The sequence below is a fragment of the Colwellia sp. genome (assembly GCF_013214175.1).
GTDB lineage: Bacteria > Pseudomonadota > Gammaproteobacteria > Enterobacterales > Alteromonadaceae > Colwellia.
Map to the genome: position 1 here is coordinate 174,850 of NZ_JABSPA010000007.1, position 11,923 is coordinate 186,772.

Here is an 11,923-nt window from a genome sequence, read left to right on the forward strand (position 1 = left end):
GTTAAGTCCAGTTAAGTCCAGTTAAGTTTTCATTCAATTATCTAATTCAAAATTATAGTTTTAAAGAGGTTTATTATGTCTAAAACAGGTTATACCCATTACAAGATGCGTACCGCTGTTCACTCAGCTCCGGGGGCTATTATTCGTCTTCCTGCGTTATTTGAAAGTTTAGGCGCAAAACGTGTTGTCTTGTTAAGTGACCAAGGCTTAAAAGATGTGGGCATAGTCTCACAAATTGAACAAGTATTTGCCTATGGTCAATTAGGCAAAGGCGCACAGCTAGTCGGTACATATACGGACATTGCTCCTGATGCTGCCTGTGCTACGGTAAATGGTGCGCTTAAATTTGCTCGAGAAGTTGCCGCTGATGCTATATTAGCCGTCGGCGGTGGTAGTGTATTAGATGCATCTAAAGGTGTTAAATACGCATTGCACCATAAACTGCTTGATATCAAAGATGCGGTACAAGCTGGGGCGAAATTTGAAGTTGAGCCACAGGCTAAACCGATGAATATTCCTCATATCGGTGTACCAACAACAGCAGGAACAGGCGCTGAGGTGTCAAACATTGCCGTACTTTATAACGAAGAGTCAGGTATTAAGGGCGCACTTATCGTGCCTTATATTGAACCTGATATTGCCGTACTTGACCCAAATTTGAGCAAAGGTTTGCCCGCGTTTTTAACTGCATCTACAGGCATGGATGCGCTTACTCATGCGCTTGAGGGTATTGCTTCACCTATGGCTAATCATTTTTCTGATGCGCATACTATTACCGCAGCACAATTAATTGAAAAGAATCTGCCTATTGTAGTTACCAATGGCCAAGATACCGCGGCGCGTACGGCCATGTTAGAAGCCAGTTCAATGGCTATAAATGGTATGATGGCAGCGTTAAATGCGGCACCTATACATAACTGTTCTCACGCTTTTGGTGCTTTATTCCATATTCCACATGGCGACGCCAACGCTGTGTTATTACCTATTTGTTTAGAAGTGCTAGCTGATTTCTATTTACCCAATGCCCATAGGTTAGCATTAGCATTGAACTTAAGGGTTGCTGAAAACGAAAGCAATGAGCAAGCATTAGAGGCAGTAATAGCGAGAGTTAATGGCTTACAGCAAGAATTAGCTTGTCACAGTACCTTTGCAAAATGGAATGTTCAAGCAACTGATGCAGAGCGAATTACTCAAGCGATAGCAAGTGATCCCGCTGGTATTTTCTACCCAATTCCAACAGATAAAGTGCAAGCGATTATTGCTAAGACAATCGGCTAATTATCCTTGAATACAAAAAAGCCAGCATCTAATGCTGGCATTTTTATTTGTACTTTTATTAACTTAAACGTTAAAGCATTGTAGCAATTTCTAGCCCTTGTTTAATCGCGCGTTTTGCATCGAGCTCAGCGGCAACATCAGCACCACCAATCAAATGGTAGGGTTTATTTAGCCCTTCAATCAACTCTCTTGCAGGATCTTGACCGGCACAGATAATGATATTATCCACGGCTAATACTTGTCTTTCACCAGCAATAGAAAGATGCAGGCCAGCATCGTCAATTTTATGATAAACACATGATGACAGCATTTTAACTTGTTTGTTTTTCAGACCCGCTCTATGTATCCAACCGGTCGTTTTGCCCAAGCCGGCGCCCACCTTAGTGTCTTTACGCTGAAGTAAGTAAACATCTCGTGCTGGAGCAGTGACTTCGGCTTTTACCCCTTCAATACCGGCACGAGCTGTTAACGTCATATCAACGCCCCATTCTTTCATGTAGGCAGGAATATTCTGGCTGGTTGCAGTGCCAGAATGTACCAAGTATTCAGATACATCAAAACCAATACCACCTGCGCCAATAACAGCAACTTTTTTGCCCACCGCTTTTTTGTGCTTAAGCACATCGATATAATTTAAAACCTTACTATGTTCAATGCCTTCAATGGGCGGCATACGCGGGTTAATACCTGTGGCTATGACTATTTCATCAAAATCACTGCTGTTTAACTCATTTGCGGTAACCCGAGTATTTAACTTTACGGTGACGCCCGTTAACTCTAATTGGCGAGAGAAGTAGCGTATGGTTTCACTGAACTCTTCTTTACCTGGTACTTGTTTGGCGATATTAAATTGTCCACCTACTTCACTTGCTCCATCAAAAAGTGTTACCTCATGGCCAGCTTCAGCCAGCGCAGTAGCGGCTGACAATCCAGCCGGGCCTGCGCCAACTACGGCAATTTTCTTAATGGTTTTTGTTGGAACAATATTTATTTCAGTTTCAAAACAAGCACGAGGATTAACTAAACAACTTGCCATTTCACCGTTAAAAACGTGATCAAGACAGGCTTGGTTACAACCAATACAAGTATTAATTTCATCACTACGCCCTGTTGCCGCTTTGTTAACAAATTCAGCATCAGCAAGAAATGGTCTGGCCATTGAAATCATATCTGCATCGCCACGCTGTAATACTTCTTCGGCTACTTCAGGGGTATTAATTCGGTTTGAGGTGATTACTGGAATACTGAAATGTTCTCTGTATTTAGCAGTTACCCAAGTAAATGCTGCGCGCGGCACCTTGGTTTGAATAGTAGGAATACGCGCTTCATGCCAACCAATACCGGTGTTGATAATAGTTGTTCCTGCTTTTTCAATGGCTTGACCGAACTTAACCACTTCTTCAAAACTACTGCCGCCTTCAACAAGATCCATCATTGAAAGACGAAAGATAATAATGAAATGTTCACCAACCGCTTGGCGAATACGGCGCACCACTTCAACACCAAATTTAATGCGATTTTCAAACGAGCCACCCCATTCATCATCACGTTGATTGGTTCTTAAGGCGGTAAATTGATTAATGAAATAACCCTCTGAGCCCATTACCTCAACACCGTCATAATTTGCTTGTTGTGCTTTAAGGGCTAGATCAACAAAAGATTGAATTTCTTCTTCAATCATTTCAACCGTTACCGCTTCGGGTTTATATGGATTGATAGGTGCTTGAATAGCCGACGGCGCAATAAGCTTGTGATTAAAAGCGTAACGACCGGTATGAAGTATTTGCAGACAAATCTTACTGTCATATTTATGTACTTCATCGGTAATAACTCTATGTTTGGCAATATCCTCTGCGCTGGTCATTATTTGAGTATTAGGGTGAGTCGCTCCGCGTTTACTTGGGCCGTAACCACCGGTAACCATCAATCCACAACCGCCTTTAGCACGTTCACCAAAATATGCTGCCATGCGTCTTGTGCCGTCTGGGTGCTCTTCAAGGCCGGTATGCATTGAGCCCATTAAAATTCGATTCTTTAGGGTAGTAAAACCAAGATCAAGTGGTGCTAACAATTTTGAAAACTGGGTGTTGCCTGTAGTTTCAATATTTTCTTTGGCTTCAGTATTAAGTTCGGACATAACTCACTCTCTTTGTATTTATCAGATATTTAATTTAGACAATGTACTCAGGAATCAATTTAGACACTGTCTAGTTTATTGTTAATTAAAATAGCGACTAAATATGACGGTGTCAAGATTGATTAATAAACAATAGCTTGCTAAATTAGCCTTTATGAAAAATATTCCTGAAAAATCAAAGTATCACCACGGTGATTTAAGAACGACTTTACTTACCGTTGCTGGGGAAATGCTCAAAGAAGGCGGTATTGAAGAGTTGTCATTGCGTAAATTAGCAGCCCGCGTAGGTGTTTCAAGAACTGCGCCTTATCACCATTTTAAAGATAAAAACGCTCTGCTCTGTGGTATTGCTGAATCAGGTTTTAGGCAACTACATCAAATGAATAAAAGCAGTTTTAATGCTGATGGACCTTCAACAAAAGAAAAGTTCTCAAGTTTTATCCATGAATATGTAAACTTTGCCAAGGCTAATCCAGATCTTTACGAATTAATGTTTGGCCGTACTATTTGGAAACAAGAAAACAGCACATCAGAATTACGTGATGCCGCCTACCCTTGTTTTCAATATCAGGTAAATATGACCCGAGAGTGGCAGCAACTTAAACTACTCAATCACAGTGGTGAAGAAAGTGCCCTGCGCGCATCGCAAGTGCTTTGGGGCACTGTGCATGGCATTGCTAAATTACTTATTGATGGCATTTATACTGATGTAGCTCATGTTGAAGAGATATGTGATTACGCCGTTGATATGTTTTTAGTGCACTAGCAACGAATCAGTTTAGCCTTGAGATTACTAGTCGAGTGCTTAACACAAACAAAGATTTAGGCTATTTGTTTTTAGTTAGTACGTATTGCTCAAAGTCATCGATAAGGATAAGTTTGCTAAAATAATAACCTTGTATTTGGTCAAAACCGTTGTCTAATAGAAATTGAAGTTGATTTTCATCTTCTACTTCTCCATCTACACTACTCATTAATGTTCCTTCTGTAATCTCTAATTCGAGTAAGTGTTGGTCTATATCGTAAAATTAGCTGACCGTCACATCACTAGAGTATGTCGTTTAAACTTCACAGTCATTGCCTTGTGACTTTCAAAGCGCCCAAATTGTTCTTTAAAGGAGCTTTCATTACTAGTTAGTGCGTCACTTATCGCTTGTGCCTGAATCGGTTTAGAAAAATAATAACCTTGTATATTATCAACTTGATTTTTCTGTAAAAACAACAATTGTTCTACCGTTTCTACACCTTCTGCAATGACTTGGATAGACATGGTTCTTGAAATTGCCAATATAGTACGAATAAGCTCTTCATCTTCTTCATCCTTACCTATATCTTTAATAAAGCTACGGTCGATTTTGATGATATCTACCGGCATTTTCCTTAGGTAATCAAGTGATGAGTGGCCGGTACCAAAATCATCAATAGAGATCTTAACACCGAGTGCATGAATTTTATCGAGCTCAGAGAAAAATACTTTATGGTCATCAAAGGTTGCGGTTTCAGTTACTTCTATTTCTATATTTTCAGGTTTTATACCATGTGTATTCATCGCTTTAACAAGGTTTTGTCTAAATTCACTTGTCCCTAATTGGCGAACAGATACATTAATGGCAGTCACCATACCTTTAAAATAAGGCAGTGTTTGCCAGTGTGATATTTGCTGACAAACGTTATTCAAAATCCAATTCCCAAGTTCAATGATTTGCCCACTCTGTTCGGCTATCGGTATAAATATATCTGGGGAGATCATGTCTCCTTCTTCACTAGACCAGCGTATTAACGCTTCACAACCAACCATTTTTTTCTTTAACAATGAGATTTTAGGCTGATATAGTACCGTTAATTCATTATTTAAGATGGCTTTGGAAAGCAGCATTTGAACACGTTGATGTTTCTCTGCTTTATCCTGCATTTCTATGGCAAAAAATTGAAAGTGATTACGTCCTTCTGATTTTGCCTCATACATGGCAGTATCTGCCGCTTTTAAGAGATCATCCATATTCATCGAATCAGGCTCAAAGAAGGCAATACCTATACTGGTACTGACTTCTATTTTTATACTATTAAGTTCGAGAGGTTCGGACACGGAATTTAGAATTTTTTTTGCTATGTTTTTAACATATATTTTTGTTGGAACTTCTTGTAAAATAATGGCAAATTCATCGCCGCCCATACGTGAGATGAGATCATCTTCATTTAAGGTATCGGACAATTTTTTACTAATGATTTGCAGTAATAGGTCTCCAATATCGTGTCCGTATTGGTCATTAATAAATTTGAAATGGTCAATATCGAGACACATCACTGCCAGTGAAGTATTGGATTTTTTTGCGTAGATGATTGATTTTTGCAAAGCCTCATAAAAAAAAGCGCGGTTAGAAATATTCGTTAAATAATCAAAGTTGGCTAAGTGTAATAACTTTGCTTCAGTTTCTTTCTCATGTGTGGTGTCTTTAAATGTTAATACCGCGCCATCAATTTCCCCATTAAGCTTTCTGGTGATCTCACAAGAGTAATCTGAATGAAATATATTGCCCGTCAGTGATTGCCAGTCGCCACGGCCTTTTAAGCTTACTCTTCCTATACTAGTCGCGTTATGAAAATTTGTAGACAGTAATTCAATCAACTCACCATTAGAGTCTTTGCCGTCCGGAGGGCTTGTAGTATCTTGGTTATGCAGTACTAAGAAGTCTTGTAGTTTGGTTGAGAACTTTTCAGAATCAATTGCTAATAACTCTAAAGCCTTAGGATTAGCGAAGGTAATCTTGCCATCCAAATCTATTCCTAAAATCCCTTCACTGACGTTATTGAGTAATATGTTTAATCGTGCAGTAGAGTCCTCCGCAATCCGGCGGTGTTCATCCAAAGCAATAAACTGGGCGACCTTCTTGGTGAGTATAGTGTCGTTAACCGGCTTTGTAACAAAATCAACTGCACCTGCATCATATGATTTATAAAGTGCCTCACTGTCGTTATCTTTGCTTGTGACCATAACAATAGGAATATGTTTAAACTTTTGATTGTTATGAATAAGGCTAACAACTTCATAACCTTTCATGCCTGGCATTTCGATATCCATTAAAATGACGGCGAAGTCATAATTAAGAACTTTACCAAGCGCTTCTTTTCCGGATGATGCTTGGATGATTGTGATGTCTAAAGGAGAAAGTATGTGCTGAAGTATATTTCGCTGGCTGGCAACGTCGTCAACAATCAGAACATTGCTTTTACTTAGATTAGTCATACTCTCTGAAATCCTTTGTCGCTGGAGTAAGGCTAATTATAGGTATTGATTGAGTATTCGCTAATTTATTAACGTAAAAGCATGCAGTTTATTGCCAAATTAGTTAGGTGAATCCACACAGCGGACATCAACTCATAAGCTCTATTACTTGGGATTCAATTTGCTATCGATAACGCTCGTTTACCGCCTTGGTAGCCCCATTTACAATGCTAAATATGGAAAGTAGCAAGAGCTTAGCAACCTATTATTGATGTGGCTGTGCGGTGCTAGCCAACGTACTCAGAAGAACAATAAATGACTAAGATCGATTGATCTCCCCCTTATAATGCAAAGCCCTCAAACATATCACTTACCTTGCTTTTGCTGATACATCATTTTGTCAGCATAACCGATTAAATCACCTAACTTATCGCCATGAGTTTTCCAAATAGCAATACCAAAAGATATTAACGCCGGTGTGCTTTGGGGCACTGTGCATGGCATTGCTAAATTACTTATTGATGGAATTTATACTTACGTTGCCAATGTTGAAGAGATATGTGATTACGCCGTTGATATGTTTCTTGTTCACTAGCTTCGCTAAAAATCAAACCCTAGATAACTTTGACTTAGCTCCTTCCTTCTGCAATGTGCATAGGCATTTAAAATAACGTCTATTTTCAAAAGACCTTTTTAATTAGTCTTATTTTGCAGATTATTTTCCTAATTAACTACTGCCAACTGATAACTGCCTTTACCATTCTCTTTTACTTGGTAGAGTGCTGCATCGGCTTGTTTGATTATTTCTTCAGATGAACATCCGCTAGCAGATGATACCGCAATACCTATGCTAATGCCGATAGTGAGCTTTTTGTTATCAATAATAAAAGGCTCACTAAAGACGGCTATAATTTTATTTGCTAGTGGTATTAGAGACTCAGTAAAAGAAATAGACTCTAATATTACAGAAAATTCATCACCACCTACTCTAGCGATTATATCGCTTGCTCGAAAATATTTTTTTAACTTTTTGCCGACTTCTATTAATAAAGCATCACCGGTAGGATGGCCATAGCTATCGTTAACCTGTTTAAATCCATCGAGATCTAACATCATGAATGCCAATGTGGAGTTTTCTCTGTGCTGACGCAACAATGAATGTTCTAAACTCTTCATCAACGAATATCTATTATCTAACCCCGTCAAGCTATCAGTTAATGCGAGTTTCTTGAGAGACCTTTCGGCTTTTTTTCTCTCGGTAATATCAAGTATTGAGCCGACAATACCTTCGATACCCTCATCTTCAGTGTGAAAGTAAGCTTTATGAAACATAACATCATGTATTGAGCCATCAGCATAGCTAACCCTAGACTCATAAATTTGAGTGCCTTTACTATCAAACAGTGCTTTGTCTGCTTCGAAGTAAGCTCTAGCTAGGTCATCATCAAAAAGTTCGAAGACACTTTTGCCAATGAATTGGTCTCGTCTTAAGCCAATATATTCCTCAAATGCTTTATTGCAACCTAGGTATCGACCTTCAGCATCTTTATAAAAGATGGGTGTTGGCGCAGCATTAATAACTGCTTGCATAAAGTTAGTTTCATTATGTACAGGTGATGTCATAAAAATATCTCATCCTTTTGAATTTAACTCTATTTTTGATTTGGCAAGTAACAGGAAAAATAAATACGTCCATAGATTGAAAACGTCTACCTTTCTTCGTAAAGGCTTAGTTAGCTTACCACATTCGTCAATGAACACTGTTTTATGAGAAAAAGACACCTACCAAATTAGTAGGTTTTCGTTAATAGGCTTGTCTATTATGGAAAATCAAACATAAAAACCAGCTAACTAAAACAGCCACACACCTTGCAATCTTATATATATATTACGCATCTTATTGTAAGTACTAAAATACCTTAGAAATCACTTCGGTGAAAGCTTGAGGATCGATAAGCTCTTTGAACTAGTACCCACAAATATGGTTTTTTTTATAAAAAACGGATCTAAATTCTAATAAGTGCCATTGAAAAAACATCATGATTATACTTATCACACGGATTCTTATGCCTAGAGATTTTCGCTACAAAACTGTATTAGATGATTTATGTTAACGTCGGCACGAAATCTGCTAGAATTACATCATTGTAGGTTTAATAACAATTTCAAATCTAAGGAATGATACGTAGTGAGTAAAACTAAAAAAAGTAAAATAATCAGCACGGACCAAGTGCTTATTACTCTGTGTGAATCGGTTTGTGAAGTACTAACAAAAGCCAGTGGTAATACTATTAGCTACTCAGCTATGGTGCAAAAAATCACCAAAACGTGCCTAAGGCCAGACGTTTCTAGTTTTGTTCTGTTTGACGGTGGATTTAATGGCTTAGTTGTTACCAACTTTACCGCTGATGCTGCTTTGGAAATTTATCAGGATTATATGCGCAATATGGGCATGCCTGAATCGGAAATTTCAAACAGCCATATGTCTGACGATGTAGCTAATGTTTTAGGCGAATTGATGAACCAATTGGTTGGTGATTTTACCTTTAAAGTAAGGGAGCAACTACAAACCCATATTACCCAAAGCCAGCCCAAAATGATGGCTATCACTAAATTAGTGCAAATTTCTGTTGATACCGCCATGGACAGGCCACAAATGCGCAGAGTCACATTTTCAACAGCAACCAACAAGATCTTTTATCTGGAATTTGCCATGGATAAAACTGAATTTATTCAGTTACATGATTTTGAAGCCGCTGAAACTATTGACCCTGATGAGATTTTAGAACGCTCAGCGAAGGAAATGACTGATGCCGAAAATGCGGAAGAGCCTATAGTAAAAGAAGATGACGGTGACGCTGACGATGACTTTATGGCATCACTTGGTTTATAAGGCAAAACAAAAAATAGCACTGCGGCTTTGAGTAATGTTGCACTAAGCCTTTTACCCAAGGCCTGCAGACTGAATGACTCAGCACTAACAAAGCGTTTTTGTCAGTGCTAAGCTACTTATTAAAATTGCGCGCCGTCGCGCTATTTATTCGCTATGCCAAAGCTACTAACTACTGAAAATCTTCAGTTTCAAAATATAAAGGCTTTATCGTGCCACAATTTAAAAACTTATATTGAAGCTCTATTTCTTTTGGTACTGGTGATGAGGTGTTAAATCGACCTAAACAACCGGCTTCTAAATCAATAGCCAATATATGGTCAAAGCTAGGTGCCTGCTGAATCCTATGAATATAGATTTTATAGTTTTGCTTTAATGAAACAACGTCATACTCTTGTCTCTTACTTGAAGGCTTAATGTCATCAAAAGTACGAACATATAGTTGTTTATCAAAAGACAATTCAATATTTTTATACACTAACATGCCACCACGCTCAAAATGCCCTGCATATAAATCAGCCTGTATCACCATTTTCTCGCCACGCATTAAACGTTGTAAATTGAATGGCTTAGGCTTAATAGTAATGAATTCACTATCTCTGACCGTTTGTAATACCGCTAAATCATTATTATCTAATTTATACAGTAGTTGCACGTTATGAGGCTTTTTATAAAGCGGCAAATGGGATGCATAAATGCTAGAACCCTGATTGACCAAAACCATACCATGAACGCCCATATAGTCAGGATCTAATGGCGGTAACTTTTTAACTTCGTCCTCCGCAAAGCTCACTTGACTAAATAAAGATAACAATAAAATACCAACGAACACTTTTTTCATAGGGAAACTCTCATTTAATATAAATTGAATATAGGTTGCAGCTATTTCAGCGAGCAACAATCCAGATCCGATTTTTACATTATAGATGCTTTCTTCAAGCAAAAAATCCTATATAAGCAATAATTTATATTTATTTTATAGTTAATTTATTGGCTCTCTCTTTTATCTTTTCAGTCTTCAAATGATTTTTAACCTTGTTACAACTCAGTCTATTTTAAAAAACTATTGATCTAAGCAGTAACGTTATAGTGTCCCCCTGACCGTAAGCTGACAGAATTTATCATCGACAAGCTTTACTCATATAAAGTCATTGCCCTTATCAATTATTCACTTGTGCCCTTAATTCTCTGCGCAAAATTTTTCCTACCGTAGATTTAGGTAAGACCTTAACAAAAACCACTCTTTTAGGTACCTTGTAAGCGGTTAAGTGTTCTCGGCAATAACTCATGATATTAACGTCTGTCTGTGGATCTTTAACAGTAATGTATGCACATACCCTTTCCCCTGTTTTATCGTCAGCTTCACCTATGCGGCCGCTTCGATAACGTTGGGATGTGAAGTGAGAATGAATGTAGCGAAACGTTTGTTAGTACCAAAAGATGTCCCGCTTAGACAAATATCTCTTATGTTAGCCTATAGCGAAGCCAGTGCCTTTTCTCGTGCTTTTTTGCTACTGAAAGCTGTTCACCGAGTAAGTGCCGTTTAAACCGCTAATATTCAGTTAGTTAAGTAGTTATGGTTGCCACTACAGTAATTCTTTAACATTACTCACCTATCACTTTAGAAGTTTATTGGTGCTATCAGTGCAAACTCTAACAGAGTGCCGGAAGGAATATTTACTGAGCTGCCACCGGTTAAAAGTGATACACCTAAACCAACTTTTGCCATATTTCCAGCACCTTCTGAGCCATTAGCTAAGCCTCCTATAGCAGCAAACCTTGCCGTTCTAGCAACGGTATCTTTTGTTGTGCTTTCGCTCACCGACTTAATATCACTTGCTCTAATGGGTACCAATTGATCATTAATCATCAGTGCAGTAAATTTAATGCTCATATTTGAGTTTCCTATCAGCCTTGAAGATTTCTTAGACTCACTTATAACACCATAAACAATTGTTCTTCGTGGAATTATAATTTCATTATCAATGACAATTGCCGCCTCTAACCGTGCGGTGAACTTATAGCCAACCTTGTGTTTTGATGAATTAACTGTTGAGGTCATTCTTACCATCAAAGGGGTAGATGCGGGAATAACTACACCCGCAAGGCTCTTTGGTGTCGTTGGTGTTTTAACAACAGCTAGCTTTTCAACAGACCCGTGCTCAAAGTTGATACTTTTTATTTTTGTTCGCTCAAGTTTAAGCTGTTGTCCACCAAGTTCAAATAGTGCATATTTATTATCGATTGAGATAACTTTGCCCTTTAATTTTTGCTCATCCATTAACACGATAGTGTCAGCCATTGCACTAGTAGAGAATATAGCCATTAAGCTAACGATAAATAACGTTTGAAGTTTCATTGTTGTACCTTTAAATTTTTATAACGCTGCTCAAAT

Annotated in this window: 12 protein-coding genes; 4 read left to right on the forward strand and 8 right to left on the reverse strand. The window is 38.3% G+C overall.

All coding sequences use genetic code 11. The features are described 5' to 3' along the window. Positions 1 to 75: 75 nt before the first annotated feature. Positions 76 to 1,278: an iron-containing alcohol dehydrogenase gene (locus HRT55_RS16460; protein WP_291622976.1), complete on the forward strand. Its 1,203-nt coding sequence runs from the start codon at positions 76 to 78 to the stop codon at positions 1,276 to 1,278. A gap of 70 nt (positions 1,279 to 1,348) precedes the next feature. Here HRT55_RS16460 and HRT55_RS16465 read toward each other — a convergent pair whose 3' ends face one another. Then, a complete protein-coding gene (locus HRT55_RS16465; protein WP_291622977.1) occupies positions 1,349 to 3,415 on the reverse strand; it encodes an NADPH-dependent 2,4-dienoyl-CoA reductase in 2,067 nt (688 codons plus the stop codon). Positions 3,416 to 3,569: 154 nt separating this feature from the next. Here HRT55_RS16465 and HRT55_RS16470 point away from each other — a divergent pair, with 154 nt between their 5' ends. Continuing rightward, positions 3,570 to 4,181, forward strand: a complete 612-nt coding sequence (locus HRT55_RS16470; protein WP_291622978.1) for a TetR/AcrR family transcriptional regulator — start codon at positions 3,570 to 3,572, stop codon at positions 4,179 to 4,181. Between the two features lie 61 nt (positions 4,182 to 4,242). Here the strand turns inward: HRT55_RS16470 and HRT55_RS16475 are convergent, their stop codons facing one another. The 4 genes from HRT55_RS16475 to HRT55_RS16490 form a co-directional block, all read right to left on the reverse strand. Next, the gene (locus HRT55_RS16475; RefSeq protein WP_291622979.1) at positions 4,243 to 4,389 is read right to left on the reverse strand and encodes a hypothetical protein; all 147 of its coding nucleotides are present in this window, start codon (positions 4,387 to 4,389) and stop codon (positions 4,243 to 4,245) included. 65 nt (positions 4,390 to 4,454) lie between these two features. Next, entirely contained in the window at positions 4,455 to 6,659 is a 2,205-nt protein-coding gene (locus HRT55_RS16480; RefSeq protein WP_291622980.1) for an EAL domain-containing protein, read from the reverse strand. Positions 6,660 to 7,004: 345 nt separating this feature from the next. Next, complete coding sequence (locus tag HRT55_RS16485) at positions 7,005 to 7,142, reverse strand: diguanylate cyclase (RefSeq protein ID WP_291622981.1); 138 nt, start codon at positions 7,140 to 7,142, stop codon at positions 7,005 to 7,007. Positions 7,143 to 7,361: 219 nt separating this feature from the next. Further along, the gene (locus HRT55_RS16490) at positions 7,362 to 8,261 is read right to left on the reverse strand and encodes a diguanylate cyclase (RefSeq protein ID WP_291622982.1); all 900 of its coding nucleotides are present in this window, start codon (positions 8,259 to 8,261) and stop codon (positions 7,362 to 7,364) included. Between the two features lie 565 nt (positions 8,262 to 8,826). Between HRT55_RS16490 and HRT55_RS16495 the strand changes: the two genes are divergently transcribed. After that, positions 8,827 to 9,531, forward strand: coding sequence for a DUF3334 family protein (locus HRT55_RS16495; RefSeq protein ID WP_291622983.1), 705 nt, complete (start codon positions 8,827 to 8,829; stop codon positions 9,529 to 9,531). A gap of 169 nt (positions 9,532 to 9,700) precedes the next feature. Here the strand turns inward: HRT55_RS16495 and HRT55_RS16500 are convergent, their stop codons facing one another. Beyond that, on the reverse strand, positions 9,701 to 10,369 hold the full coding sequence (locus HRT55_RS16500; protein WP_291622984.1) for a hypothetical protein: 669 nt from the start codon (positions 10,367 to 10,369) through the stop codon (positions 9,701 to 9,703). A gap of 319 nt (positions 10,370 to 10,688) precedes the next feature. After that, positions 10,689 to 10,940, reverse strand: coding sequence for a hypothetical protein (locus HRT55_RS16505; RefSeq protein ID WP_367241222.1), 252 nt, complete (start codon positions 10,938 to 10,940; stop codon positions 10,689 to 10,691). On the opposite strand from HRT55_RS16505, the gene HRT55_RS16510 reads away from it, so the two are divergent. Beyond that, positions 10,935 to 11,075 carry a hypothetical protein gene (locus HRT55_RS16510; RefSeq protein WP_291622985.1) on the forward strand — a complete coding sequence of 47 codons (141 nt, stop codon included), beginning with the start codon at positions 10,935 to 10,937 and terminating at the stop codon, positions 11,073 to 11,075. The genes HRT55_RS16505 and HRT55_RS16510 overlap by 6 nt on opposite strands. A 74-nt stretch (positions 11,076 to 11,149) precedes the next feature. On the opposite strand, the gene HRT55_RS16515 is transcribed toward HRT55_RS16510, so the two are convergent. Next, positions 11,150 to 11,887: a hypothetical protein gene (locus HRT55_RS16515; RefSeq protein ID WP_291622986.1), complete on the reverse strand. Its 738-nt coding sequence runs from the start codon at positions 11,885 to 11,887 to the stop codon at positions 11,150 to 11,152. Positions 11,888 to 11,923 lie beyond the last annotated feature (36 nt).

Bases quoted from the DNA above. Each gene is read 5' to 3' on its own strand.
- HRT55_RS16465 (WP_291622977.1), bottom strand. From the start codon at position 3,415: ATGTCCGAACTTAATACTGAAGCCAAAGAAAATATTGAAACTACAGGC.
- HRT55_RS16490 (WP_291622982.1), bottom strand. From the start codon at position 8,261: ATGACATCACCTGTACATAATGAAACTAACTTTATGCAAGCAGTTATT.
- HRT55_RS16500 (WP_291622984.1), bottom strand. From the start codon at position 10,369: ATGAAAAAAGTGTTCGTTGGTATTTTATTGTTATCTTTATTTAGTCAA.
- HRT55_RS16510 (WP_291622985.1), top strand. From the start codon at position 10,935: ATGAATGTAGCGAAACGTTTGTTAGTACCAAAAGATGTCCCGCTTAGA.
- HRT55_RS16485 (WP_291622981.1), bottom strand. From the start codon at position 7,142: ATGCCATGCACAGTGCCCCAAAGCACACCGGCGTTAATATCTTTTGGT.
- HRT55_RS16470 (WP_291622978.1), top strand. From the start codon at position 3,570: ATGAAAAATATTCCTGAAAAATCAAAGTATCACCACGGTGATTTAAGA.
- HRT55_RS16515 (WP_291622986.1), bottom strand. From the start codon at position 11,887: ATGAAACTTCAAACGTTATTTATCGTTAGCTTAATGGCTATATTCTCT.
- HRT55_RS16475 (WP_291622979.1), bottom strand. From the start codon at position 4,389: ATGAGTAGTGTAGATGGAGAAGTAGAAGATGAAAATCAACTTCAATTT.
- HRT55_RS16480 (WP_291622980.1), bottom strand. From the start codon at position 6,659: ATGACTAATCTAAGTAAAAGCAATGTTCTGATTGTTGACGACGTTGCC.
- HRT55_RS16460 (WP_291622976.1), top strand. From the start codon at position 76: ATGTCTAAAACAGGTTATACCCATTACAAGATGCGTACCGCTGTTCAC.